This window comes from Streptomyces sp. NBC_00234 (assembly GCF_036195325.1).
Lineage (GTDB): Bacteria > Actinomycetota > Actinomycetes > Streptomycetales > Streptomycetaceae > Streptomyces.
On the sequence record NZ_CP108101.1, the window covers coordinates 1,021,382 to 1,046,550 of the forward strand.

The window sequence follows — 25,169 nt, forward strand, 5'->3', positions numbered from 1 at the left end:
ACATGCTCGATACTCTTGACACCATGACGTCGCACCAGAGCACCCAGACGATGAAGCCCGCAACAGCGGCAAAGAAGCTGGGTGTGTACCTCGAAGCCACCCCCGCCGAGTTCCAGGAGGGTGTCGTCTCACGCACCGAGCTGAGTGAGCTCCAGGCCAATCCGCCCGAGTGGCTGCTGGAACTGCGTCGCAACGGCCCGCACCCCCGGCCCGTGGTCGCGGCCAAGCTGGGCATCTCCATCTCGGGCCTCGCCCGCGGCGGGATCACCGACGCGCTCACCACCGAGCAGATCGACGCGCTCAAGGACGACAGCCCCGAGTGGCTGCAGAAGGAGCGCGCGACCCAGGCCGAGGTCCGCAAGGAGACCGTCCGCATCAAGGAGAAGAACGCGGAGCGCGAGGCCAAGGCCCGCGAGCCGCGCGACTGACCCCGCACTTGGGTGAGCCCTCGGGCCTCTCGTTCGGATCATGCCGGGCTCGCGCCTGGTCCGAACGAGAGGCCCGAGGCGTTCCGGGACCCGTCCGGCCGGCAGGACCGGCGCGCGCGTGCCGTGCGCCGGAATCCTGAGGCGGCGGCACGCCCGGAATGCGCGTGACCAGGAGCGCTGAAACCATGGGCGGATGGAGTCAGACCGAAAGGGCGGCATACCGAAGCCCGTCAGCGAGGAGGTCCGGTGACCGCTGGACAGCACGTTCTGCGGGGCCGCACCGCCGTGGTGACCGGCGCCGCCCGCGGTGTGGGAGCGGCCCTCGCCAGAGAGCTGTCCGAGCGAGGCGCCCGGGTGGCCCTGCTCGGGCTGGAGGAGGAAGCGCTCGCCGCCGTGGCCGCGACGCTTCCGACACCGGCGCTGGCCCGGTACGTGGACGTCACCGACGACGCGGCGATGGCCGAGGCCGCCGAAGAGGTACGCCGCCGGCTCGGCGAGGCGTCCGTCGTGGTCGCCAGTGCGGGGGTGGCCGAGGGCGGCCCCTTCATCGACTCCGACCCGGCCACCTGGCGCCGTGTGATCGAGGTCAACCTCGTGGGAAGCTCGGTCACCGCGCGCTCGTTCCTGCCCGACCTGCTCGACACCCGGGGCTACTACCTCCAGATCGCCTCACTGGCGTCGATCGGCTCGGCGCCGATGATGAGCGCCTACTGCGCCTCGAAGGCCGGTGTGGAGTCCTTCGCCCACTCGCTGCGCGCCGAACTCGACCCGCGTGGCGTCGGCGTGGGCACGGCCTATCTCAACTGGACCGACACGGACATGATCCGCGACGCGGACCAGCACCCCGTACTGCGTGAACTGCGCGCCCACATGCCCCCGCCGGCCCGGAAGATCTATCCCGCCCGGTACGTGGCCGAGGCCCTGGTGAACGCCGTCGAGCGGCGCGCGCCCACCGTGTACGTGCCCCGGTGGCTGCGGGGCGTACAGGTGGTGCGCGCCGCTCTGCCCGGTCTGGTCGTCCGGTACGCGCGGCAGGAACTGACGCGCTCGGAGTTCTCCGGAACGGGCCTGCTGGGAGCGGGCGGACGCGCGGCGGCCCAGAACCTCTGAAGGGCCTCGGCGCGACGTATCCGACGTCAGGGCGCCCCGGGAAGCGGAGCGCGCGGAGCCGTACGTCCGGGCACGGAGCCGGCCTCGGCGAGCCAGGCGCCGGCGATCAGTTCGTGGCCGGACGGACTCGGGTGGACCCCGTCCGGGGCCAGTGCCGCCGCCCCGCTCTCCGCGGCGGCGCGGGGCATGAACAGGTCCGCGCGGACCACCTGCGCCCGGTTGGCGCGCGCCGCGCGCAGGACCGCGTCGGTGCGGGGCGCCAGGTCCTCGTACCAGCCCTCCTGGTCCGAGGTGACCGGAAGCAGGAAGGGCGTGATGACGACCAGCCGGGCGGTGAGCTTGCGCCGGGTGTACGCGAGCAGGCCGTCGAGGCTCGACTCGAACTCGTCGACCGGGCTGACGAGCCCGCGGTCGTAGCGCCGCCAGGTGTCGTTGATTCCGATCTTGACCGTGACGACGGTGGGCCGCTGCTCGATGACGTCGGTGGCCCAACGGGATTCGAGGTCGTACACCCGATGGCCGCTCACGCCCTTGTTGATGACCGTGGGGCCCGGGCCGGTGCCCGCTCCGGCCCGCAGCACGCGCGCGATCTCACGGACGTAACCGTTGCCGAGCGAGGCAGGGTCCGTACGGTCGCGGCCCGCGTCGGTGATGGAGTCACCGATGAACAGGAGTGTGTCGTCTGCCGTGAAGTGCATGCCTGCCTCCTTGTTGAGCGTGTCGGTCGTCCTGGCCCCTGGGGTCACCGCGCGCGTCTCGGCCTGCGGGTCACCGCGTCCCGCAGGGTCCCGGCCTCGCGTGCCAGTACGGCGGGGTCGGCGCCGGGCACGAACTCCAGGAGCGCGTCGGGTCGCAGTCGCTGCTCGCGCAGAACGTCGAAGACCCCCGCCCACAGGTCCTCGCGCGCGGCGAGCGGCAGTCGGTGATTGCCCGGCCACCATGAGAAGACGTGTACCGCGCAGACCCGGTCCCCGAGTGCGGAGAGCCCGGCGAGCGCCGTGTCGTCGGGAGCGTCCTGGGGCGGCTGCCAGTACGTGCGGAGCTGGGGCGCGCCCACCTCGTCCAGCAGCCGGAGGGTCGATGCGACGGTGTCCGTCAGGGTCTTCGCGTGGAACTCCAGGCCGAGTTCGAGGCCGTGGTCGGCCGCGATCCGGGACGCCTCCCGCAGACCCGCCACGACTCCCCGCCGCTCGGCCGGCGAAGCCTCCCCCGATCCGGCGTCACCGGCCCAGACCCGCATCCGCGGTGCTCCGAGGAGCACCGCGGTACGGGCGAGCGCCGGGAACCCCGCCAGTTCGCCCGGAGCGGCACGGAAGTACGAGCCGTACGAGCAGCAGACGAGTCCGTGCCGGTCGGTGGCGTCGCGGACCGCGCGGACCGTGTCCGGTTCGTGCGGAGGCGCGTGCACGTCCGCTCCCCACTCGACCAGTTCGAGGCCCGCTTCCGCGGCCCGGCGTGCGACGTCCGCGGCGGGGAGGTGCCGGAAGGTGACGGAGCACAGCCCGAGCCGGGGCGCGGTCGGGGAAGGCGTCACGACGCGTTCGGACCCACGTCCGCCGTCGTGAGGGGACGGCGGAGCGGCGCCGCCGTCGCGTACTCGTCGGCACCGATGTCCCGGGTGGTGCCGCGCGGGTGGCCGTCGACGTCGTCGGTCACGCCCGGGCTCCCCCACGTCGCGGCGCCGATCGCCGGGCTGCCCGCCGACAGCCGGGACACCCCGTCGGACTCCGGCTGCAGGGCCGGGTCGACCAGGGTGTAGCCCCCGGAGGGGATGTTGCCGACGGTCGCGGCACCCCACAGGATGTTGCTCTGCCAGGTGAAGCCGGTGGTGGCCCCCATCGCGACCAGGCTTCCCGTGTCGGCGACCAGCACGTTGTCGGCGACGACGACGTTCTGGGGCTCGTAGACGCGGGTCTCGCCCGAGAGCGTCTCCGCGTTGCCGAACAGGGTGTTGTGCACGATCACCGCCCGGTCGCAGGCATCGTTGCCGCGGCGCTCGTCGGCCGTCTCACCCGAGTTGTGGTCGCGGGTGCTGCCGCTGCCGATCACCATGGCCCGTCCGGAGAGACCGGCCACATAGTTGTTGGCGATCAGATGGTCGTTGCCGTACAGGCGCAGTCCCTCCTTGCCGCCGAGCACGTAGTTGCTCTCCACCCTGGTGCGGTTGCCGTGGCGCAGGACGATGCCGCCGAGGCTGTCGCGGATGGTGTTGTAACGGACGGTGTTGTCCGAGGACTTCACCGAGATGGCTTCGGGGTCTCCGTCGCAGCGCTCGAACAGGTTGTACTCCACGACCGCGTGGGCGCTCGACAGCGCCCGGGGGCTGACGCCGAGACGGATCGGCTCCCCGCCGTTGGCGCCGGCGAAGGTGTGGTCGGAGAAGTGGTTCCTGAGGATGTGCACGTTCTGCGCCATGGACGAGGTGCCCCCGCCCTCCACTCCGAGGAAGATGCCGAGCGTGGTCTTGCCGTGGAAGTGGTTGCGGTCGACCTTGCTGCCGTCCGCGCGCACCATCACCCAGTGCAGGCCCTCGATGTCGGCGAGCTGGAAGTCGTTGCGGGTCAGCCGGATGTTCGAGCAGTCCGCGGGCAGTTCCAGGGTGGTGCTCTGCCGGAAGCCGAAGCCGCTGACCGTGATGTTGCTGGATCCGCTGAAGACGAAGCTGCGCTCGCCCTTGAGCACCGCGCCTCCGCGGGACGCGGAGACGATCGTGATGGGTGCGGCCGGCGTGCCGTTCTTGCCGGTGACGTCGATGGAACTGCCGGACGGGACGGTGTAGGTGCCGTCGGCCAGGACGATCCGGGCTCCCGGCACCGCGTTGTCGATCGCGTTCTGAAGGTCGCTCAGGGAGCTGACCGTGGCCGTTGCGGCCCGGCGGGACGACGCGGCGTTCGCCGTGTGCAGGGTGCCGAGGGGGACGGCGGCGAGGGCCGCTCCGAGGACGGTGCCGGTGAGGAACGTGCGGCGTTGCATGATGCCTCCGGTGAAGTGGGTGGTCGTGCGGCGCGGACGCGGTGTCAGCCGCCGGCCGGGGTGTCCAGAAAGAGCTCGATGACGGGCACGAGTGTGTCGGGGCGCTGGACGGGGAGTTGGAGCGTGAGCGTGCCCGCGGGCTGTCCGCCCATCTCGGTGTTGAGCGCGGGCTCTCCGGGGGCGATCTCGATCCGGGTGATCTCGGACGCGTCGTTCAGGAGCTGGGCGTAGCGCACCCGGCCGGCCAGTCCCGGCAGGTGGAGATGGCGCAGCGGCCAGGAGAACAGGTGGACGTAGAGCCGGTCGCCGCGCTGGGTGTAGCGGCAGTCGGAGGGGGCGGTGTACGCGGACGGGCCGCAGCCGCGGACCGACCGCTCGTGCAGGTCCGTCCACCGGGCCAGTTCACCGAGGACGGCGACGGCCCGCGGGTCGAGGTCGCCGCGGCCGGTGGGGCCGACGTTGAGCAGCAGGTTGCCGCCCTTGGACACACCGTCGACGAGCATGCGGACCAGCAGGTCGGCGCTCTTGTGGTCGAGGTTGTCGCGGTCGTAGCCCCAGCTGCCGTTGAGGGTCTGGCACGCCTCCCACACCACGGGCCGGCCGTTCCTGGTCATCGGACCGGAGGGCTGGTACTGCTCGGGAGTGACGAAGTCGCCGGCCAGGCCGGTCCGGTCGTTGACGAGGACGTGCGGCTGGAGCTCGCGGATCATCTCCAGGAGCCCGGCCGAGTCCCAGTCGTCGGGGCCCTTGCCGCCCCACCAGTGGCGTCCGGCGTAGGAGAAGTCGAAGAACAGGTAGTCGACGGGTCCGAAGCCGGTGAGCAACTCGCGGACCTGACCGTGCAGATACTGCTGGTAGTCGCGGATGTCACGGTCGGCCGCCGCGGCTTTGAACTCCTCGTCGTCGCGCTGCGGGTGGGTGCCGTCGACCGGGAAGGAGGGGTGGTGCCAGTCGATCAGCGAGTAGTAGAAGCCGACCTTGAGCCCCTCGGCGCGGCAGGCCCGGACGAACGGCTCGACGAGGTCGCGGCCGTACGGGGTGTTGGTGACCTTGTAGTCGGTGAGGGCGCTGTCCCACAGGCAGAAGCCGTCGTGGTGCTTGGTGGTCAGCACGACGTACCGCATGCCGGCCGCCTTGGCCGCCCTCGCCCACCGGACCGGGTCGTAACGGTCGGGGTCGAAGTGGTCGAAGTAGACCTGGTACTGCTCGTCGGACTGCTTCTCCCGGTTCTTGACCCACTCGTGCCGGGCGGCGAGGGAGTACAGGCCCCAGTGGACGAACATGCCGAACCGGTCGGTGGTGAACCACGTCGTGTCCGGAGCAGTGGCCGGAGCCGGTGCGTCGGCGGGCACGGACGGGGACGCCGATCGGGTGTCAGCGGTCGAGGTCACGGGGGGTCGCTCCTTGGGTTCGTCGGATGGTGGCACGGCGGCGGGGTCGGTGCTGGGGGGTACGGGGCGGGTGGCGGACTGCTTGCCGGGTCAGCCCTTCAGGGCGCCGGAGGACAGGCCGTGGACGAAGGAGCGCTGGAAGAACAGGAAGACGACCACGGAGGGGAGCAGGGCCAGCAGGGAAGCCGCCATCACCACTCCGGGAGTGACGTCGGGATCGATCCGCAGCGTGCGCAGCGCCAGCGGGAGCGTGTAGGAGGAGGAGTCGGTGGCGACGAGGAGGGGCAGCAGGTACTGGTCCCAGATCATCGTGAAGCCGAACACCCCGATGACGCCCAGCGCCGGCTTGCACATCGGCAGAATGATCTGGGCGAAGATGCGCAGATCGCCGGCGCCGTCGATGCGGGCGGCCTCTTCGAGTTCCCGGGGCACGTCCTTCATGAACTCGGTCATCACCAGGATGGAGAAGCCCCAGGCGCCCAGCGGGACGATCATCCCGGCGAGGGTGCCGATGAGGTTGAAGTGGACGACCGGCAGGTCGGCGAGGATCAGTGACAGCGGCAGGGCCAGGATCTCCTCGGGCAGCATCAGCGTCGCCAGGATCGCCACGAGGGCGACGGTCATTCCGGGGAAGACCTTCCTGGCCAGCGCGTAGCCGGCCAGGACGGAGACGGCCACCTGGAGCAGCAGCCCGCCGCCGACCACGAAGAAGGAGTTCAGCAGGTACGCCAGGACGCCCTGGTCGAAGGCGATCCGGAAGTTGTCCAGGGTGACGCCCGAGGGGATGACGCTCAGCTGGGTCGGGTCCTTGACCCTGCTGAAGGCGCTGACCAGCAGGGCGAGCAGCGGACCGGCGAAGACGATGAGGACCAGGACGTACGTGGCGGCCTTCAGTATCCGCCCGCCCGGGCTCCTGGCCTCGGTCAGGCCCAGCGCGGTCTCGTTCGGCGTGTTCACTTGCTCTCCCTCCGTCGCACCAGGTGGACGACGACCGTCAGGATCAGCGTCGCGATGAACAGCAGAACTGCTCCCGCCGCGCCGACCCCGAGCCGGTTCTGCTCCAGCCCGAGCTTGTAGATCAGGGTCATCACGACCTCGGTAGAGCCGTCGGGACCACCGTTGGTGAGCAGGAACACCTCGGTGAACACGCGCAGTCCGCGTATCGCGGCGAGGATGAACAGGATGGTGAACACCGACCGCAGGCCGGGCACCGTCACGTGCCACACGCGCTGCATCCTGGAGGCGCCGTCGACCTTCGCGGCCTCGTACAGGCCGCGGTCCACGCTCGCGAGCCCGGCGAGGAAGATCATCATGTCGTACGGTGCGCCTCGCCAGATGCCCGTGACCATGATGGACGTGATCGAGGTGTCGGGGTGGTTGATGAACCCGGAGGGTCCCATCCCCACCAGGCCGAGGAGGGAGTTGAGCATGCCGTCCTCGGTCGGGTGGTACATGATCCGCCACAGCTCGGCGACGACGGCGATCGGTACCACGACCGGCAGGAACGCCGCGGAGCGCACGAACCCGAGCCGGCGGCCCTGCCCCTCCATCAGGAGGGCGAGCACCAGGCCGAGGAGCATGGAGCCCGCCGTCTGCCCGACGGCGAGGACGACCGTGTGCCAGACGGCCTCACGGAATCCTTCGGAGCCGAGCACGGTGGAGTAGTTCTCGGTGCCGACCCACCGGTTCCCGAGGTAGGGCTGGACTTCCTGGAAGGACATCGTCAGCGCGTTGGCCATCGGGATGAACTTGAAGTACAGGAAGAGGAGCAGGGCCGGGGCCAGGAACAGCCAGGGCGTCCACCAACGGCCCGCCCGGCGGCTGTGCCTGGGGCGGCCCGCGGCGGTCCCGGGGGCCGGGCGCCCCGTTGGGCCGGTGACCCGCCCCCCGCGCAGCGGGGCGCGTTTCACCTGGTCGAGGCTCATGACGCGGCGATTCCCTGTTCCTTGAGGATGTCGCCGAGCTGCTTGTCGAGATCACGCAGCTCGGTGCCGGTGTCCAGTTCGCAGTCGGCCAGCAGTGCGTTGATGGTCTCCGCCGTGGTCTGCCGCACGGCGGTCCAGTTCGGGATCGAGGGGGCGTACCGTCCGGCGGAGCCGTAGATCTCGGCGTAGGTCTGCCAGCGCGGGTCCGTGCGGATCGTGGAGATGTCGACCGTCTTGTTGACGGGCAGTTGCACGGTGAAGCCCGTCTCGCCCGTCATTCCGGTCCGCTGCCCCTCGGCGGAGATGGCATAGCCGGCGAAGGCGTCCTGGCCGGCCTGGTTCTCGGAACCCGCCATGAGATAGACGGAGCCGCCCTCGGCGAGCACGGTCGCGTCCTTCGGTCCCTTGGGCATCGGGACGACCTCGTACTTGTCCTTGCCCAGGACCTCGTCGAAGCGGGGCAGCAGGTACGGGCCGACGGCGAACATGCCGGTCCGTCCCGACTCGAACGTCTCGTTCGTGGGCGGGGTGTCCATGGTGACGGCGCCGGGCTGGATGGCCTTGGAGGTGCAGCCGAGGTCGCGGAACCACTGGACGGCCTTCACCGATTCCTTCGTGGTCATCGCGGGCTTGTACGTGCCTTTCCCGGTCTCGGTGATGAAGTCCCCGCCCGCGGCCCAGAGGAAGTTGGAGAAGTACCAGGAGGCGTATCCCCGCTTGGTCGACAGCGGCGCGGCCAGGCCCGAGGTGTTCTTCTTCCCGTCGCCGTCGGGGTCCTTGGTGGTGAACGCCTCGGCCATCGCGGTGAACTCGTCCCAGTTCGTCGGGACTTCGAGCTTCAGCTTCTCGCGCCAGTCCTTGCGGATGAGCAGGGCGGTGGCCTGCGCCGAGTACGGCAGGCCGAACTGCTTGCCGTCCAGGCTCTTTCCGGATGAGAGGCCCTGGTCGATGAGCTCTCCGGTGTTCTTGATCTTGCCGAGGTCTATCTCCCGGAGCAGGCCCTGACTGTGCATGGCGCCGAGCTGCGTCACGTCGTTCATGACGATGTCGGGGAGGTTCTTCTGTGCCGCCCGCTGCTGCAGCTTGGTCTCGAAGTCGTCGAAGATGGCGGTGACTTTGACCTTGTAGCCGGTGGACTTCTCGAAGGCCGCGGCGAGTGCGAGCGTGCCCTTCTCCCCCGGTCCACCCGGTGTCGTCCTGGTCCAGAGCTCCAGGGGCGCCTTCGCGTTCTGCTCGACGTCCGCCCCCGCGGGACCCGATGTACAGCTGGTGAGGATCAGTGTCGAAGCGAGGAAACCCGCTCCGACCCACCGCGATCTCTGCATCACAACTCCCGTTTCACTGCATCACAGCGGCCTCTGGTAAGCGCTTGCCGGGGACGCTAATGGGGCATCAAATCCCGCGTCAATACTCCGATGAATACAAAATTCTGGCGACGCCTCATGCCGGACCGGCCGTACACCTCCCCGTACACCACTCCCCCGGCCACCGCCGCCGGACCGGGCCGGAGATCACGACACCCCACCCTCTGACCCCGAATTCTGGCTGTACAGGGCAGTGCACCAGCCGGATTCACTTCGATCACGTACGATGCCGACCCCTCGCAGGGCCACCAGGACACCCGTAACTCCGCACCCCTTGAAGCCACTTCAATCATCCGATGTATCGTCACGTTTGAGCGGACTGGCCGAAATATCGAACAGGCCGCGCCAACCTTCGACACACAGTCGGACACGTCCACACACACCCGACCGGCCGCCGGGCCGCGGGCCGAATCGCTGACACAACGTCAGCGCAGTAGCCGAGGAGCGTCATCGCCATGGACGAGACGGCACCCAGACCGACAGCCCTCCTGGTCATGGAGGAGGAACGGAGGGCGGACGTCTATCCGCCCGAGGTGCTGGCCGGCATCGATCTGCTCGTGGACCGGCAGGGCCCGCCCCTCACCCGCCAGCACCTCGACGACCGTCCCGAGGAACTGCGTCGCACGGAGATCCTGTTCACCGGCTGGGGTGCTCCGGTTCTCGACGCCGCCTTCCTGTCCCGGGCCCCCGGGCTGCGCGCCGTGTTCGTCGCGGCGGGCTCCGTACGACACCTGACCACGCCCGCGTTCTGGGAGCGCGGCATCCCGATCGTCTCCGCCGCGGCGGCGAACGCCACCCCGGTGGCGGAGTTCGCCCTCGCGCAAATACTCCTCGGACTGAAGCAGGTCCACCGCATCGGCCGCGAGGTGACCGCCGGTCGCCGCTACCCGCAGCAGGACCCCAGGGTCCCGGGCGCCTACCGCTCACGCGTGGGTCTGCTGGGCCTCGGCCACATCGGCCGACTCCTCGCGGCGCACCTCAGCCGCTTCGACGTCGAGGTCCTCGCGACGGACCCCCTCACCCCTGCCGACACCGCACAGGAGCTGGGCGTACGACTCGTCGGCATCGAGGAACTGTTCGCCGACTGCCACGTCGTCAGCCTCCACGCACCGCTCCTGCCCGAGACCCGCGGCTCGGTCGGAGCGCTCCTGCTGAACTCCCTGATGCCGGGCGCGACGCTGATCAACACGGCCCGGGGCGCGCTCGTCGACGAGGAGGCACTGGCGGAGGTCATGCAGGCCAGGCCCGACCTCACCGCCGTACTCGATGTCACGCACCCGGAGCCCCCGGACCCCGGCTCACCGCTCTTCACCCTCCCCAACGTCCTCCTGACACCCCACCTCGGCGGCGCGCTCGGCGCCGAACGCAACCGGCTCGGGCACCTCGTCCTCGACGAACTAGGACGCCTCCTGGACGGCCGGCCCCTCCTGCACGCCATCGATCCCGCTCACGCCGCGTCCCTGGCCTGACGCTGCGGGGAGCGGCCCGGGCCGGGTCCTTCTTCAGCAGGTGCCGTGCGGCCTCCGCCTGAACATTGACCTCCTCCTCGGCGCAGGCCACCCGGGCGTAGTCTTCGCTCAGATGGCGACGGTGGGGGGCGGAACGGATGACGGCTGAGCCGGCGCAGAGGTGGGATTCGACCCTCGATTCGGTCGTGGTGTACGCGCGGGGCGCGGTCTGCCGACGCCTGGCCCGGGGCAGCGTGTCGCCCGACGGCCGGGTACGGGTGACGGGGCTGCCCCGCTCCCTCGACCCGCTCTCCCTGCGGGCCCGGGTCCTGGACTCTCCCGGAGTGCGCGTCACCGAGGCCCGCGTGGAGATCGGGGCCGAGCCGCTCGGCAGGGAAGCGCCCGATGCGCTGCGGCGCGAGGTCGACCGGCTGACCGACGCGTGCGAGGCGGCGCAAGAGCGCCGGGACCGACAGCTGGGCCTGATCGAGGAGATCAGGGCTCTCCACCCGGTCGCGCCCGCCCGCAGGCGCGAGGAATCGCACCGCCGCACCCCGGTCGACGCGTGGCTGGAGCTTGCCGACTTCGTCGACGAGCGCCTGGCGGGACTGCACACCCGCCTCCTCGCGACGGAAGAGGAACTGCGCACCGTCGACCACGAGCTCACCATCGCCGTCGACAGGCTCGCCCGCGCCTCCACCGACGCACCGTCAGCGCACGTGGAGACCACGGTCTGCGCGGTCCTGACCCTCGACGGAACCGGTGAGGCGGAGGTGGAGGTGGAGCTGCAGTACGGGGTGCCGGGCGCCGTCTGGGTTCCGGCCTACCGTCTCGCCTACCGTCAGGGCGACGGCAGCGGACGTCTGGTGCTGCGCGCCTCGGTCGCCCAGCGGACCGGCGAGGACTGGACCGGCGTACGCGTGGGGCTGGCCACGGCAGACCTTCGGCGCCGCACCGACCTGCCGCGCCTGCGCTCGATCCGGATCGGGCGCAGTCAGCCCGCCCCCGCGCCGTCCGGCTGGCGCGAACCCCCGGCCGGGCTCGTCGACCTGTTCTCCGGGTACGACGCGGCAGGCCCCCGCCCGGCCCCGACCGCCGCAGCCGCGTCCCTCCGGACCGGCGCCCTGGCCGGAGGCACCGCGGGCGGCTACGCGTCCGGTCCCGTTCCACCACCGCCGCCTCCCCCGCCCGCACCGCAGAGCTACGGCGCTCCGCCGGCCACGGGCCCGGCGCCCGGCGGCGTATCCGGCGGTTTCCCGGAGGTCGTCGGTGCCGGGATGCCCGCCCTCGCACCGCCGATCGGGTCGCGGCCGGGCAGCATGCCGCGTACCGGCGCCCCGTCCTTCGCGGGTGCCCGCGCCGCCGTGCCGCCCGCGGCTCCCGGATCGGCTGCGCCGCCCTCTTCTCCGGCACCTGCGGCCGGTCCGCCGCAGCCGAGCGGCGCGGAGCTCGACTACGCGGCCCTTGTCCTGTGCGGCCCGGACGAGCAGGACGGCCGCAGGGGCCGGCTGTTTCCCGGCTCTCCCTTCGACCCGGTGGCGGCCGAGCACCGCCGCCGCGCCGAGACGGTGGCCTCGCTGCCGCTGCCCGGACAGGCCGTGCGGCCCCGTGAGTCGGCGGGTTCCTTCGACCAGCGCTTCGATGCCACCGCCCGCGCCGACATCCCGTCGGACGGGACCTGGCACACCGTCACCGTCTGCGAGATCCCGGTCGGCCTGCGTACCGAGTACCTCTGTGTGCCGTCCGTGGAGCAGACCGTGTATTCGACGCTGGTGCTCTCCAACACCGTCGACCAGGCGCTGCCGGCGGGCCCGGTGGAGGTCACCGTCGACGACGACTTCCTGCTGACGGCCGCACTGCCCACGCTCGCCCCCGGCGGTGTCCGGCGGATGGGGCTCGGGCCGGCCGAGGGCATCCGGGTCACCCGCCGTACGCACCTGCACGAGTCGACCTCGGGCCTGCGCAACACCACCACCGTGCTCGACCACCGCGTCCACGTGGAGCTGGCCAGCCGGCTCGCGAGGCCCGTCACCGTGGAAGTCCGCGAGCGGGTACCGGTCACCTCCGATCCGGACGTCCGGATCGAGGAACGGGCGGACTGGACGGCACCCGAGGAAGGCACGGGGCCCGATCGGCACGCACCGGGCACCCGCGTCTGGCGAACGGACCTGCCCGCAGGTGCCACGGCCGCCTTCGACGGCGGCTACGAGATCCGCATCCCGGCCGGCAAGGCTCTGGTCGACGGCAACCGCAGGAGCTGACACACGCCATGTCCACCACCCCGAAGCCGATCGCCCTCCCCGTCACCGCCGTCACCTGCCTAGAGGATCGCGCCCACATCGAGCGCGCCGTCGTGCTCGATCTGGAGGCCGGGGTCCAGCGGCTGCGTCTCGGGCCGGTCAGTGCGCTGGCCGTCGACCGGACGCTCCACGCCGAGCTGACCGCCGATCACCTCGCGAGCGTGCTCGACGTACGGATCGTCCGCAGCTGGACGCCGCGCGGGCCGATGGCCTCGCCCGAGGACGACTCCGCCCTGCGCCACCGCGTACACGCCCTCGAAGAGGAGCAGGTGGCACTGGAGCAGCGACGCGACCGGCTGCGGGCCCGCCTCGGACTGCTCGGCCGGCTCGCCGCCGATCTGCTGCGGGAGATCGGCGAAGGCGCAGGCTCCGGGGAGCCCGACCGTCCCCGCTGGGCCCGCGAACTGGACCGGGTCGACGACGAACGCGACGAGCACGGCGAGCAACTCCGCGCTGTGGAAGCCCAACTGGACGCTCTCGCTGTCGAACTCGGCAAGGCCCAGGAGGCCATGCATCTCTCCGAGGAGGAGCCCGCCGAGCTGGTCGGCCATGTCGAGCTGACCGTGGAGGCCGCGGTCGCCGGGCCGGTCGGCCTGCGTCTGAGCCACCTCACCCCGTGCGCGCTGTGGCGGCCCGCCTACCGGGCCGTGCTCGACGGCGAATCGCTGACGCTGGAGACCGAGGCGATGGTCTGGCAGCGCACCGGTGAGGACTGGTCGGACGTACGGCTGACGCTGTCGACGGCCCGCTCGTCGCTGGCCACCGAACCACCACGGCTGGGCGAGGACCGGCTGACGCTCGAGGACCGCTCCCCGGCGGAACGCCGCACGGTCGACGTCGAGCTGCGCGAGGAGGCCATCAGCACCCTCGGCCCTGCCCCGGTGCTCGGCCTTCCGGGGGTGGACGACGGGGGCGAGGCGCGGGTGCTGAACTCCCCCGCGCCGGTCTCGGTGCCCGGCGACGGCCGCGCCCACCGCGTACCGCTCTCCGCGTTCACCACCGCCGCACCCAGTGAGTACGCCTGCTCACCGGAGTTGTCACCCCTGGTCACCCAGGTGGTGCGCTTCGACAACGTGTCCGGCCACGCGCTGCTCGCCGGGCCCGTGGACCTGGTCCGCGACAGCGGATTCATCGGCCGCGGCACACTGGACTTCACGGCCCCCGGCGCCCCCGTCGAGCTGGCCTTCGGCGGCTGTGACGACTCGGGAGTGGTCCGGCATGCCGAGGAGTCCCGCACCTTTGCGGGTATCACCCAGCGGACGGTGGTCACCCGCACGGTCCGGCTGCACCTGTCCCGGTTCTCCGCACCTGGGGAACACGACGCGCGGGTGGTCGTCGTACGGGAGCGAATCCCTGTCTCCGAGGTCTCGGCGGTGGAGATCCGCCTGCACGAGGACGCATGTTCCCCGGCGCCCGACGCGGTCGACGCCGACGGCATCGCCCGCTGGAACGTCACCCTCCCACCCGGCAGCCGCCGTACGGTCACCCTGGTGTACGCGCTGTCGGCGAGCGCCAAGGTCACCGGCCTCTGAGGCCGCCGGTGGGCAGGATCGGGCACGGTTCGGGCACGCACACCCCGTACCGGAACTTCCCCACCGGAAAGACCTTCATCGAGGCCGCGTACCCGCGTTGATGCCGGCCATCGCCTCGGGCCGAGGGAAAGACCGGGTGCCGGACGTACCGGGTGAGTTTGGCGAAACCCGGGGAATAAGTGGCGACAGACGATGGGAGGTTGCCATGGATGGCAGAGATCTGGAACTCGGCGAGCTTCTGGCCGCCGCGGAGTCCGCGCCGCCCGGGGAGTCGGTCGGTGTGATCGCGCACGATCTGCGCAAGCGCTTCGGGGCAGAGTGTGTGTCGTTCCTGTTCGTCGATCTCATGGGGCAGCGGCTGCTGCGCCTGACCGCGCCCGCCGAGGGTGACATAACGGACGCTGCGGAGCGTATCGATCTGCAAGGCAGCGTGTACGACACGGTGCTCCGCAGCCAGCGCCAGTACGTGGAGCCGGACGGTCAGGGCGGACAGCGCGTGATCTCGCCGGTGAGCAATCGTGGCGACTGCATCGGTGTGCTGGAAGTGACACTGCAGTACGCCGACGACGCGGTGCTCGGACAGATCAGCGACGCAGCCCACGCGCTGGCCTACATCATCGTCACGGACCGCCGCTTCACCGACCTGTACCACGCCGGCCGGCGCACCACTCGGACCAGCCTGGCCGCCGAGATCCAGCATCAGCTGCTCCCTTCGGCCTCCTGCTGCGAGGCTCCCCAGTTCACCCTCGCCGCAGGTCTCGTCCCGGCCGACGACATAGGCGGCGACACCTATGACTACACCCTCGATCAGGACACGCTGTACCTGTCCATCACCGATGCCATGGGTCACGACACCGAATCCGCCCTGCTGGCCACGTTGGTCACCGCTGCCCTGCGCGGCGCCCGCCGCACGGGAGGCGACGCGCTGCATCAGGCCCAGAGCGCTCACGAGGCGCTGCTGAGCAACAGCCGCGGGCTGGCCACCGGACAACTGCTGTGCATCCATCTCGAAACGGGCACCTGCGAACTGGTCAACGCGGGACATCCCTGGCCTCTGCGCCTGAGGGACGGTGCTGCCGAGGCCGAGGAGGTCCAGCTCGCCGTGAACCTGCCGTTCGGCGTCGCAGCGCCCACCTCCTACCAGCTCCAGGAGCTTCAGTTGCTCCCCGGCGACCGCTTGGTCCTGCTCACCGACGGCATGCAGGATCGCGGTGCCGCAGCGGTCGATCTGGCCTCTCTCGTGGGCGACACCCGAGCCTCGCATCCCAGGGAGGCCGTTCGCGCCCTGACCACAGCGGTCCTGGATGCCTGCCGGGGCAACCTCAAGGACGACGCCACTGTCGTCATCCTGGACTGGCACGGTGCCGAAGGGTTCCCTCCGCGAGGCGCTCGCGCAGCGTATGGCGACTACGAATCGGCAAGCAGACCATGAGAGGCCCGGAAGGTCGTCCCCGTCATGACCGCTCCTCCGGGTCCTCGAGGAGCTGCTCCGTCCAGATGGTCTTGCCGGAGGCGGTATAACGGCTGCCCCAGCGGTGGGTGAGCTGGGCGACCAGGAACAGCCCGCGGCCACCCTCATCGGTGAGGCGGGCCCTGCGCAGATGCGGCTGCGTCTGGCTCGGGTCGGACACCTCGCAGATCAGTCGTCGGTCCTTGATGAGACGAAGCAGCACCGGACCACCGGCGTAGCGCATGGCGTTGGTGACCAGTTCACTGACGATCAGTTCGGTGGTGAACACGAGTTCGTCGAGTCCCCACCGGGTCAGCTGGCCGGCCGCCTCGGCCCGGGCATCCGCGACCCGCTCCACGTCCGCGGGGAACTCCCACGAGGCCACCGCTCCTTCGGTCGAAGCCCATACGCGCGCCACCAGCAGTGCGGCGTCGTCGTCCGGCGGCTCGCCGAGGAAGGGAGCGAGGACGGCCTGCCCCAGGTCCTGCACCGGAAGCGGACGCCGTCCGCTGGGCGGCGCCCCGGTCCCGAGCTGCTCGACGACGACATCACGCGCGCCGTCCTTGGCGAGTGACCCGGCCAGAAGGGCGAGGACGTCTCCGGGTGCGATGTCCAGCTCGATGGGTTCGAACGGAGCGCCTCCGAGCCCCAGGGCAGCTCCCACGGGGAGCTCCACCGTGCCGGCGGCGCCACCGTCCGCGGGTGCCAGCAGCGGGGCCGGATGCCCGGCGCTCGCCATCGAGCACCGGCCGCTGACGGGGTCGTACACCGCGTACAGGCAGGTGGCGCCGCGCACGGAGCCGTCCCTCGCCTCCGGCAGTTGCTGTTCGGCGAGCCGTACGACCAGGTCGTCGAGGTGGGTGAGCAGTTCGTCGGGGGCGGGGTCGAGGTCGGCGAGAGTACGTACGGCGGTCTGGAGGCACCCCATGGCAGCGGAGGCGTTCAGCCCGTGACCGACGACGGTGCCGACCACGAGCGCCACCTGGGTGGAGGACAGGATGATGACGTCGAACCAACTCCCGCCCGTACCCGCCGCCGTGCGACCCGCTACGTAGAAGCCTGCTGTGTCCGCCGCGGTCACCGCCACCACGGGCTGGGGGAGGAGGCTGCGCTGCAGCGCCTCGGCCATACGGCGCTCCCGGGTGTAGCGGCGGGCATTGTCGATCGCCAGGCCCGCCCGGGAACCGATGTCCGAGGCGAGCGCGGCGGCCTCCTCGTCGAACGGCGCCCGTTCCGCCGTGCGCCAGAGCGCGACCGCGCCGAGCACCCGGCCTCTGGCGTGCAGGGGCACGACCATGAACGACGTGGCGCCCGGGGCCTGCAGCAGCCGCTTGCGCCTCTCGTCGTCTCCGATCCGCGCCCTGAGCTCGGAGACGTCGCGGTCGAAACGCGCGGTGCCCGCCCGGAGCAGGTCACCCTCCGCGCCCTGGACCCGGACGACCGAGTCGAGGGGATACAGCCCGGCGGGCCAGTGACCGTCCCGCGCGACCGCCGCGACACGCAGCAGCGTCGCGCCGGTCAGCAGATCGCCTGGTTCCTTTCCCACCAGGACCGTCTCCGTCACGTCCACCGCGGCGAGATCCGCGAACTCGGGGACGAGCAGGTCGGTCAGTACCTCGGCGTTGCGCCGCACGTCCAGGGACTGGCCGAGGCGGGCGGACGCCGCCGCTACCAGGGCCGAGTGCCGGCGCGAGCGCTCCTGCTCCGTCACGTCGGTGAACGTGACGGCGACACCGCGCAACGTCCCGTCCCTGCCCCGGAGCGGCATCGCCGAGATCGACACGCTCCGCTCACGGTGGGGGCTTACGGCGAGCCGGGCGCTGCTCACGAAGTCGATGAGCGCCTCACCGGTTTCGGCGACCTGGCGCAGGCCGCCTTCGATACGCGCACCGTCCTCGGGTACGAGCAGAGTTTGCAGGCTCTGCCCCAGCCGACCTCCCGAAAGCTGCGAAAGCACCGGGTCGGGATCGCCGGGCGCGGGATTCGTTCTGGTCACGCGGAGGTCCGTGTCATGAATGGCGATGCCGATCCCGCTCTGGGTGAACATGGCCCGCAGCAGTGCCTCGTCCTCGTCCCGCCGATCGGCGACGGCCGCCGGCATGATCCGCATGAGGAAGGCCGGCCGTGGCGAGGCTTCCACCGGCAGCAGGTCCAGACGTACGGCCAGCGGCTCCGGGCACCTGCGCCGAAGCCTGGCTTGCACGGAGGTGAAGGAAGGGTCCGGAGCGCGCTCGCGCAACTTCTGCCAGACACCCGGCTCAGCGAAGAGGTCGTCGGCCCTCGTGCCGCGCAGCTCCTCCGCAGGAACCCCGATCAGCGCCACGGCGTCGGCCGTGCACCCCCGGATCGTCCCGTCCTGGTCGACCACGAGCACCGCGGTGTCCTCCGGCCGCCCGGGGCCCGAGCCTGGGCCTGGAGTCTGCTCGCTTCCGCTCACTCGTCGATCACTCCCGGGCTGCGGTCACACCAGCTACGGCCCCTGCGTTTCGGCATCTCTACCGGGACCGTGCGCGCGCAGCCCCTGCCGGCTCTCCACCGCCATTGTTCCGCAGCCCGTCCCCGTCCGCCTTTCGGCCGGAGACGCGGGCAAGGGCCCCCGCACCGCCCGGCGGCGGGCCCGCGGACGCGGGTCCCGGTGCCGTAGGCAGTGCAGCTCCGGTTGTCGGCGCCGGACGGCCGGCGGACGGTGCCGCCGGGGTCAGCCCGACTTCGGCGGCTTCTGCGCGTCGAAGGCGAACAGCGTGTTCTTCGCCGCGGCCACGATCACCGTACGCCCCGCAACGGTCACGCGCGGGCTTGCGCCCTGCTCGCCCGTCAGACCATCGGCCTGCGGGTCTGTTGTCCACAGGGGCTTGCCGTCGTCCGGCGCCAGCGCGACCACCCGGCCGGTGGCCGAGCTGAAGTACAGCGCGCCGGCTCCCGCCGCGGGACCCGATGCGCCCTCCACGCTCGTCTGCCGCGACCACTTCTTCCGGCCGGTCGCGGGGTCGAGCGCCGTGACGAGACCGGTCTGCCCGCTCACGTAGACGGCGCCGTCCGCCATGCCGGGCGTCCCCGCGTACGTCTCGGCCAGTCGGGAGTACGTGACCTTCCGCGAGGCCGGGTCGACCCGCGCCACTCCGTCGTACCCGGCCAACGCCGCTCCCTCCATGTGTTCCTGAAGGAGTACGAGCCTGCCGTCGGCGAAGCCCATCGGCACGGCGGGGCCGTCTACCGCGATGGGCGTGCCCAGCGTCCCCGAGGCGAGATCGACCGTGTGCAGGGTGGGGTGGCGCACCTCCAGGGCATCCAGCTCCGCGTCCGTAGCGCACATCGCCAGGACCTGTGGCCCCGCCGGGACGGGAGCGCACTGCGTGCCCGCGGGGAAAGAGGTCCTCCAGGTGACCTCACCGCTGTGGGCGTCCCGGGCCTCGAAGCGGGAGTTGGAAGCATCGACCGTCACGACGGCGGAGCCGACCACGACGGCGTCCTGGGTCCGGCCCGTGACGGCCGTCGACTGGGCGCCGGACGGTACGGACCACAGCTCCCGGCCGTTGTTCGCGTCGATGGCCACCACCTCGCTGGAAGGGTCCTGCGGGGCGTCCTGGGCGGCGAAGCGGTAACCGAGCACCGTGTCGTCGGTGGCGCCCACCAGGTGCATGCCCTGGACGGGGACGCCCGGGCTCTTCGCCGTCCACACCCGCGAGCCGTCCAAGGCGCTGATGCGGGCGGCCACAACACCGCCGCCCCCGCAGAACAGCGCGTCGCCGCGCGCGACGCAACGCAGCTCGTCGGGGATGTCCTCGCGGCCGCCCGGCACGGTCGTGCGCCACGGCTCGAAGCCGTCCGGAAGGACGGCTCCCGGCGCCGCCACGCTGTTCTTCCTGTCGCCGTCGCTGTTCCCCCCGAAGCCGCCCGCCTGCAGCGCGGCGACTCCCCCGCCGATCGCTGCGACCGCGACCGCCGCCGCGAGCACAGGACGCCACCGGCGACGCAGACGGCGCCCAATGGGAGTGCCGGTGCTCCCTGTATCGGGACCTGCCGGGGCGGTGGACGGAGCAGTCGGCGCAGGAGTAGCCGGCGTCACGAGGTGATGCTGGGTGATCATGTCGCGGGTGCGGCCCGCGCCGCCCCCGTTCGCGTCGGTCCCCCCGAGATCGGCCGGCAGGTCCCGCAGCAGCACGAGGAGTTCGTCCGCCGAGGGGCGCCCCTCGGGCTCCTTGTCCAGGCACAACTCGACGACCGCGCGCAAGGCCGCCGGCACGGCATCCAGCGTCGGCTCCTCGTGCACCACCTGATATGCCGTCATGTACGGGCTGTCCGCGTCGAAGGGACCGTGACCCGTCGCCGAGTACACCAGCAGCGTCCCCAGCGAGAAGACATCGGACCGCGGCCCCACACCACGCGGCGCCTGCAACTGCTCCGGCGACATGAAGGGCGGCGTACCGATGACCCGCCCGGTCATCGTCAGTGTCTGCTGGTCCACGGCGCGCGAGATGCCGAAGTCGATGACGCGCGGGCCCTCGGGCGAGAGGACGACGTTCGAGGGCTTCAGGTCACGGTGGACGACGCCCACCCGGTGGATGTCGCGCAGCGCCTCCGCCAGCCCGATGGCGAGCCTCCTCAGCTCCGCTCCGTCCAGCGGGCCCTTCGTGGCGATGTGCTGGGCGAGCGTGTGCCCCTCGATATAGGTCGTCGCCATCCACGGCTGCTCGGCCTCAGGGGCCGCGTCGACCACGGCGGCGGTGAACGCACCGCTCACCCGCCTCGCCGCCGCCACCTCCTGCCGGAAACGGGTGCGGAACTCGTCGTCCCCCGCGAACTGCTGGTGGATCAGTTTGATCGCGACAGGTCGTCCCGAGCTCGTACGGGCCAGGAAGACCGTGCCCATGCCACCCGAGCCGAGCCGCGCCTCGAGCGGATAACCGCCGATCTCGACTGGATCGCCTCCGCGCAGCGACACTCTTCCCGTCCTCCCGTTCCCCGTGCACGTCTGCCACCACGGGCCTGCGTATCTGTCCTGCACACAAACTAGCCGCAGGGCAGTACGGCAGAGCAACGCGGGTGACGAACAGGGAGCTCGGTGTCCCTCCCTTGGGGAGATCACCCTCGCTGACGGCCGACTGCCCGAGGAAGCTCAGCCGCACCTGCCCGTGGCGCAGGCCGCCGGGACGCCGGACTCCCGCTGCGGGCGTGACCCTACGCTCCGCGTGTGCGGGTGCAGCGGCGGGCGAAGTCGAGCGTGCGGGTGTAGCACTCCTCGACGCCCTCGTCGGAGATGCCTACCCACAGGTGGTTGCCGCCGGTGACCAGACGGAGGTCGGGTTGATGACCGGCCTCTCGGAGGGCCTGGGCAAGGCGGACGGACTGCCGGACGGGGATCAGGGCGTCGTCCGTGCCGTGCAGGATCAGGAAGGGCGGCGCATGCGGGCCGACGTGTGTGACGGGGCTGGCGTCGCGGGCGGCCTCGGGCCGGTCCGCCGGGGCGCCTCCGAGCAGCAGGGCCTCGAAGGTGGACGGGTCGTGGGCGTCGTACGTGCCCGCCGGCCGATCCTCGGCGAGTGCGGGCAGGTCCGTGGGGGCGTACCAGGTGACACAGCCGGCGACGGTTCCGGGCGGCAGGGTGAGCGCGCTCAGTGCGGCGAGGTGTCCGCCGGCGGACTCGCCCCACAGGACGGTACGGGTGGCATCGAGACCGAGGTCGGCCGCGCGGGTGCGCAGCCAGGTCACCAGGGCGGTCAGGTCCTCTGTCTGGGCGGGGTGGGGGGCCTCGCCGCTGAGGCGGTAGTCGGGGCAGACGACGGCGAACCCGGCCTGGGCCAGCCGGGCGAAGGGGCCGGGCTCACCGGACCGGAAGCGGGGGCCGAGGTCGTCGCGCAGTCCTGTGCGCCAGGCGCCGCCGTGGACGAAGACGACGACCGGCACGGGGCCGGGCGCGGTCTCGGGCAGCCACAGGTCGGCGGTGAGCGGGCGGCTGCCTTCGGGGACGGCGTAGACGGCGCCGCGCAGCAACCGGACGCCGTCGGCGGGGTGGGCCGGGTGCGGCAGCGGCAGGACGGCCGGATCGGGCGGGGCCAGCAGATGGAACGGGAAGGGAGCGGTGCCGGTCACCGTGCCGGTCCCGTCGTTTCAGCGCGCCGTGCGGGCAGGATGCGGTGGGCGTTGGCGGTGGTCAGCGTCCGCCAGTCGGCGGAGCCCTCCGGGGCGGGAGCGGCGTCCAGGCTCGCGATGTGGGCCTCCACACCGGCGGCGGGGGTCCAGCAGTGGTCGCTGCCGTACAGGAGCCGGTCGTTGCCCACAAGGCCCTGCAGGGCCGGGAGTTGGCGGGGCAGGGCGGGGCCTGCCACGTCGTAGTAGAGGCGGCCCAGTTGTTCGACGGCGCCGGGCGACTCGGTGCCGGCGGGCATGAACATCTTCATGAACCCTTCGATGCGGTCGGCCAGCACCGGCAGGGCGCCACCGCAGTGCGGGACGATCACGGTGACGTTGCCGTACCGCTCGAGAGTGCCGGCCATGAGCAGGTCGGTGACGGTGCGGGCGGTGTCGAAGATGAACTCGACCATCGGGCGGGGACGGCCGAGGGCGGACTGCTCCCAGCACACGGGGGAGGTCGGGTGGAGGAAGACGACCGCGCCGCGCCGGTCGAGTTCGGCCCAGACGGGTTCGAGGTCCGGGTTGCCGAGATAGGTGCCGTGGGTGTTGGTTTCCAGGACCACGCCGTCGGCACCCAGAGTGTCGAAGGCATGAGCGATCTCCGCCAGGGCTCCGTCGACGTCCGGCAGGGGAAGGGAGGCGAACAGGCCGAAGCGGCCGGGGTGTTCGCGTACGGTGTCGGCCCCGTCCTCGTTGACCTCCCGTGCCAGGCGGCGGGCAGCGGCATCGTCGCCGAAGTGGATGCCCGGGGAGGAGATCGACAGCACCGAGGTGGCGATTCCACAACGGTCCATCAGTTCCACGTGCGCGGCGGCTGACCAGCGGGGCCAGGCGGGCACCCCGTCGGGGAGTTCGTGCCCGGCCTCGCGCGCCTGACGGACGTAGGAGTCGGTGACGAAGTGGGCGTGGACGTCGAGGTACCCGGGGGCGCCGGCGGACATGGGCGGTTCCTTACTCTGGGACGGACGGCGAAGGGGTGGTGCGGCGGCGGGTCAGGCGGTTGCGGAGAGCGGTGGCGGCACGTTCGCCGAGCACGATGCCGGCCAGCCCGGTCAGGCCGATGAGGGGTGGGGCGGGCGAGGTCAGGTCCAGCGCCCAGTACACGGCCCCCATGAGCAGCCCGGCGGTGAAGGCGAGCGCTGCTTGCCGAAGGAGGGGGCGGGTGATGCCGGGGGCCTTCATCCGGCCTCCAGTGCCATCTGGCCCAGCAACATGCCCAGCAGGCCGACCAGGGCGATCGGGGGCGGTGCGGGTGACGTGACCCGCACCGCCGCGTACAGCACGCCGACCAGAACGCCGGCGAGCAAGGCTTTGACGTACGGCACGGGGATTCTCAGCTTCCCGTGCGCCACTTGTGGTCGGGCAGGAAGTTCACGTCGTACTGCTGAGGCACCGTTCCGAACTTCTGCGGTTCGGGGATGAACGGCCGCTGCGGCAGGCCGTGTTCCTCCGTGGGGGTGCCGAGGTTCTCGAAGAACCGCTCGAAGGTTCCGCCCGGACCGGCGGCGACGCCGACGATGCGGCTGTGGTGGCGTTCGATGCGATAGGCGTGCGGGCAGTTCTTCGGCACGAAGCCGAAGTCGCCCGAGGTGAGGACCTTCTCGTGCTGCCCACCCTCCAGGTCCTCGACGAACAGGCGCACCGCGCCGTCGGTGATGTAGAAGACCTCGTAGGTGTCCGGGTGGGAGTGGGCGGGGATGACGTCGCCCTTGGGTCCCTCGCAGGTGAAGAAGTTGAAGGTGTTCTCCGTCTGCTCGCCGCCGGCGTAGACGGTGAACATGTCGGTGAAGAGATGAGCGCGGTCGCCCATGCCCTTCTCGATGAAGTACGGCTTCCCCGGCTCGGGCGGAATGTGTGAGCGCTCGCGGTATCGGGTGGCGAACTCGATGGTCATCGTGGTCCTTCCTGACTGCGGACGGCAGAGGGCGGCGCGCAGCGGGTGGCTGGGTACGGTGAAGAGAAGGCGGCCGACGGACGCCGCGTGCCTCGAGGTCGGCACGACGGAGCCGGAACCTTGGCGTCTCGTCGTGCGGTGAGGCGCTCTTCAGCCACGCTAGGGCCGGCGAAAGGAGCTGCTCGGCGTAGAGTCGGGCAGGCGATGAAGAAAAACGGACAGATCGCGGCCGGAGGCGGTGCGGCCGGGATCCCTGTCGTGTCCTACCGCCCGAGCCCCGGAAGACCACCGGGTCTGGAGATCCTCGACCTTCCCGGGCTCACCGCCCGTGCGGTCGAGCGCGGGATTCCCGTCACCGAACCCGCGCGTCCGGCGTTCCACCTGATCGTCGCCATGCACGGCGGGCAGCTGGAGTGCTCGGTGGACTTCACGTCGTACACGCTGGGCGCCGGCGACTGGCTGTGGGTGTGGCCCGGGCAGGTCCTGCAGTTGGCGGACGGACCGGGGGACGGCGATGCCACCGTGCTGGTCTTCCCGACGGGCTTCCCCAGCACCGCGGCCTACGCCTTCGTCCGGGACGGCGAGCACCTGCCGAACCGCCGCATCACCCCGGGCCCCGCGCGCCAGGCGGCCCTGCTCCGCCTCCTGGACGCGCTGGTGGAGGAGCACGACGATCTGTCCGGCCTGCCGCTGGAGGCGTACGTCGAGACGCTGGCCGACCTGCTCTCGGTGATCCTCATCCGGCTCGTCCACCTCGGCGATCCGCGACGGCACGCCCGTTCCGGTGGCAATGCGCCCTTCCACCTGTTCTGCCAGGCCGTCGAGGAGGGCTTCGGCCGCACCCACCGGGTCGAGGACTACGCCGCCCAGCTCGGTTACAGCTCGCGCACTCTCACCCGCGCCACCCAGGCGGCCCTCGGCTGCGGCGCCAAGCGCTACGTCGACGACCGGGTACTGCTAGAGGCCAAGCGCCTGCTCATCCACAGCTCGCTGCCGCCGGCCGCCATCAGCAATCGGATCGGTTTCGCCTACCCGACCGTCTTCAGCGCCTTCTTCCGTCAGCACACCGGCATGACGCCGACCGAGTTCCGGGCTCTGGCCAAGGGCTGAGGTGGGGGACGACGTCGTTCCGACCCTCAGGACGGATGACATGGCATCGCGCGAAGATGTCGCTCAGGCCATGAATCCCGGGGGCCTACGAGCACACCGCTGGAACCCGAGG

Annotated in this window: 21 protein-coding genes; 7 read left to right on the top strand and 14 right to left on the bottom strand. The window is 71.3% G+C overall.

Annotated features, from left to right (window positions below):
• Window positions 1–23: 23 nt before the first annotated feature.
• A complete protein-coding gene (locus OG230_RS04210; RefSeq protein ID WP_328908766.1) occupies window positions 24–428 on the top strand; it encodes a DUF5997 family protein in 405 nt (134 codons plus the stop codon).
• Between the two features lie 246 nt (window positions 429–674).
• Entirely contained in the window at window positions 675–1,538 is an 864-nt protein-coding gene (locus OG230_RS04215; RefSeq protein WP_328908767.1) for an SDR family oxidoreductase, read from the top strand.
• A 26-nt stretch (window positions 1,539–1,564) separates the two neighbouring features.
• On the opposite strand, the gene OG230_RS04220 is transcribed toward OG230_RS04215, so the two are convergent.
• The 7 genes from OG230_RS04220 to OG230_RS04250 form a co-directional block, all read right to left on the bottom strand.
• Window positions 1,565–2,236 carry an SGNH/GDSL hydrolase family protein gene (locus OG230_RS04220; RefSeq protein ID WP_328908768.1) on the bottom strand — a complete coding sequence of 224 codons (672 nt, stop codon included), beginning with the start codon at window positions 2,234–2,236 and terminating at the stop codon, window positions 1,565–1,567.
• 44 nt (window positions 2,237–2,280) lie between these two features.
• On the bottom strand, window positions 2,281–3,072 hold the full coding sequence (locus OG230_RS04225; RefSeq protein ID WP_328908769.1) for a sugar phosphate isomerase/epimerase family protein: 792 nt from the start codon (window positions 3,070–3,072) through the stop codon (window positions 2,281–2,283).
• Window positions 3,069–4,511 (bottom strand): polysaccharide lyase 6 family protein, encoded by a 1,443-nt coding sequence (locus OG230_RS04230; RefSeq protein WP_328908770.1) that lies wholly within the window; start codon window positions 4,509–4,511, stop codon window positions 3,069–3,071. The genes OG230_RS04225 and OG230_RS04230 overlap by 4 nt, the downstream gene beginning before the upstream one ends.
• 44 nt (window positions 4,512–4,555) lie before the next feature.
• Window positions 4,556–5,902: an alpha-L-fucosidase gene (locus tag OG230_RS04235; RefSeq protein WP_443051492.1), complete on the bottom strand. Its 1,347-nt coding sequence runs from the start codon at window positions 5,900–5,902 to the stop codon at window positions 4,556–4,558.
• A 90-nt stretch (window positions 5,903–5,992) separates the two neighbouring features.
• The gene (locus OG230_RS04240; protein WP_328908771.1) at window positions 5,993–6,859 is read right to left on the bottom strand and encodes a carbohydrate ABC transporter permease; all 867 of its coding nucleotides are present in this window, start codon (window positions 6,857–6,859) and stop codon (window positions 5,993–5,995) included.
• Window positions 6,856–7,827, bottom strand: coding sequence for a carbohydrate ABC transporter permease (locus OG230_RS04245; protein ID WP_328908772.1), 972 nt, complete (start codon window positions 7,825–7,827; stop codon window positions 6,856–6,858). Before OG230_RS04245 ends, OG230_RS04240 begins: the two co-directional genes overlap by 4 nt.
• Window positions 7,824–9,152: a sugar ABC transporter substrate-binding protein gene (locus OG230_RS04250; protein ID WP_328908773.1), complete on the bottom strand. Its 1,329-nt coding sequence runs from the start codon at window positions 9,150–9,152 to the stop codon at window positions 7,824–7,826. The genes OG230_RS04245 and OG230_RS04250 overlap by 4 nt, the downstream gene beginning before the upstream one ends.
• Before the next feature lie 494 nt (window positions 9,153–9,646).
• Between OG230_RS04250 and OG230_RS04255 the strand changes: the two genes are divergently transcribed.
• The 4 genes from OG230_RS04255 to OG230_RS04270 all read left to right on the top strand — a co-directional run bounded on the left by OG230_RS04255 (window position 9,647) and on the right by OG230_RS04270 (window position 15,903).
• Entirely contained in the window at window positions 9,647–10,660 is a 1,014-nt protein-coding gene (locus OG230_RS04255; RefSeq protein ID WP_328908774.1) for a hydroxyacid dehydrogenase, read from the top strand.
• A gap of 137 nt (window positions 10,661–10,797) precedes the next feature.
• Window positions 10,798–12,900 (top strand): DUF4139 domain-containing protein, encoded by a 2,103-nt coding sequence (locus tag OG230_RS04260; protein WP_328908775.1) that lies wholly within the window; start codon window positions 10,798–10,800, stop codon window positions 12,898–12,900.
• An 8-nt stretch (window positions 12,901–12,908) separates the two neighbouring features.
• Window positions 12,909–14,471, top strand: coding sequence for a mucoidy inhibitor MuiA family protein (locus OG230_RS04265; protein ID WP_328908776.1), 1,563 nt, complete (start codon window positions 12,909–12,911; stop codon window positions 14,469–14,471).
• Window positions 14,472–14,676: 205 nt separating this feature from the next.
• Window positions 14,677–15,903: a PP2C family protein-serine/threonine phosphatase gene (locus OG230_RS04270; RefSeq protein WP_328911301.1), complete on the top strand. Its 1,227-nt coding sequence runs from the start codon at window positions 14,677–14,679 to the stop codon at window positions 15,901–15,903.
• Between the two features lie 22 nt (window positions 15,904–15,925).
• On the opposite strand, the gene OG230_RS04275 is transcribed toward OG230_RS04270, so the two are convergent.
• The 7 genes from OG230_RS04275 to OG230_RS04305 all read right to left on the bottom strand — a co-directional run bounded on the left by OG230_RS04275 (window position 15,926) and on the right by OG230_RS04305 (window position 23,947).
• Entirely contained in the window at window positions 15,926–18,295 is a 2,370-nt protein-coding gene (locus tag OG230_RS04275; protein WP_328908777.1) for a SpoIIE family protein phosphatase, read from the bottom strand.
• Between the two features lie 324 nt (window positions 18,296–18,619).
• Window positions 18,620–20,863, bottom strand: coding sequence for a protein kinase domain-containing protein (locus tag OG230_RS04280; protein WP_328908778.1), 2,244 nt, complete (start codon window positions 20,861–20,863; stop codon window positions 18,620–18,622).
• Window positions 20,864–21,099: 236 nt separating this feature from the next.
• Window positions 21,100–22,011 carry an alpha/beta hydrolase gene (locus OG230_RS04285; protein WP_328908779.1) on the bottom strand — a complete coding sequence of 304 codons (912 nt, stop codon included), beginning with the start codon at window positions 22,009–22,011 and terminating at the stop codon, window positions 21,100–21,102.
• Window positions 22,008–22,994 (bottom strand): amidohydrolase family protein, encoded by a 987-nt coding sequence (locus OG230_RS04290; RefSeq protein ID WP_328908780.1) that lies wholly within the window; start codon window positions 22,992–22,994, stop codon window positions 22,008–22,010. Before OG230_RS04290 ends, OG230_RS04285 begins: the two co-directional genes overlap by 4 nt.
• A gap of 10 nt (window positions 22,995–23,004) precedes the next feature.
• The gene (locus OG230_RS04295) at window positions 23,005–23,235 is read right to left on the bottom strand and encodes a DUF1427 family protein (protein WP_328908781.1); all 231 of its coding nucleotides are present in this window, start codon (window positions 23,233–23,235) and stop codon (window positions 23,005–23,007) included.
• Window positions 23,232–23,378 (bottom strand): DUF1427 family protein, encoded by a 147-nt coding sequence (locus OG230_RS04300; RefSeq protein ID WP_328908782.1) that lies wholly within the window; start codon window positions 23,376–23,378, stop codon window positions 23,232–23,234. Before OG230_RS04300 ends, OG230_RS04295 begins: the two co-directional genes overlap by 4 nt.
• An 8-nt stretch (window positions 23,379–23,386) precedes the next feature.
• Window positions 23,387–23,947, bottom strand: coding sequence for a quercetin 2,3-dioxygenase (locus OG230_RS04305; RefSeq protein WP_328911302.1), 561 nt, complete (start codon window positions 23,945–23,947; stop codon window positions 23,387–23,389).
• Between the two features lie 204 nt (window positions 23,948–24,151).
• On the opposite strand from OG230_RS04305, the gene OG230_RS04310 reads away from it, so the two are divergent.
• A complete protein-coding gene (locus tag OG230_RS04310; RefSeq protein ID WP_328908783.1) occupies window positions 24,152–25,057 on the top strand; it encodes a helix-turn-helix transcriptional regulator in 906 nt (301 codons plus the stop codon).
• The last annotated feature ends 112 nt before the right edge of the window (window positions 25,058–25,169 follow it).

Bases quoted from the DNA above. Each gene is read 5' to 3' on its own strand.
- OG230_RS04310 (WP_328908783.1), top strand. From the start codon at position 24,152: ATGAAGAAAAACGGACAGATCGCGGCCGGAGGCGGTGCGGCCGGGATC.
- OG230_RS04265 (WP_328908776.1), top strand. From the start codon at position 12,909: ATGTCCACCACCCCGAAGCCGATCGCCCTCCCCGTCACCGCCGTCACC.
- OG230_RS04250 (WP_328908773.1), bottom strand. From the start codon at position 9,152: ATGCAGAGATCGCGGTGGGTCGGAGCGGGTTTCCTCGCTTCGACACTG.
- OG230_RS04290 (WP_328908780.1), bottom strand. From the start codon at position 22,994: ATGTCCGCCGGCGCCCCCGGGTACCTCGACGTCCACGCCCACTTCGTC.
- OG230_RS04295 (WP_328908781.1), bottom strand. From the start codon at position 23,235: ATGAAGGCCCCCGGCATCACCCGCCCCCTCCTTCGGCAAGCAGCGCTC.
- OG230_RS04270 (WP_328911301.1), top strand. From the start codon at position 14,677: ATGGATGGCAGAGATCTGGAACTCGGCGAGCTTCTGGCCGCCGCGGAG.
- OG230_RS04210 (WP_328908766.1), top strand. From the start codon at position 24: ATGACGTCGCACCAGAGCACCCAGACGATGAAGCCCGCAACAGCGGCA.
- OG230_RS04245 (WP_328908772.1), bottom strand. From the start codon at position 7,827: ATGAGCCTCGACCAGGTGAAACGCGCCCCGCTGCGCGGGGGGCGGGTC.
- OG230_RS04255 (WP_328908774.1), top strand. From the start codon at position 9,647: ATGGACGAGACGGCACCCAGACCGACAGCCCTCCTGGTCATGGAGGAG.
- OG230_RS04220 (WP_328908768.1), bottom strand. From the start codon at position 2,236: ATGCACTTCACGGCAGACGACACACTCCTGTTCATCGGTGACTCCATC.
- OG230_RS04260 (WP_328908775.1), top strand. From the start codon at position 10,798: ATGACGGCTGAGCCGGCGCAGAGGTGGGATTCGACCCTCGATTCGGTC.
- OG230_RS04305 (WP_328911302.1), bottom strand. From the start codon at position 23,947: ATGACCATCGAGTTCGCCACCCGATACCGCGAGCGCTCACACATTCCG.
- OG230_RS04230 (WP_328908770.1), bottom strand. From the start codon at position 4,511: ATGCAACGCCGCACGTTCCTCACCGGCACCGTCCTCGGAGCGGCCCTC.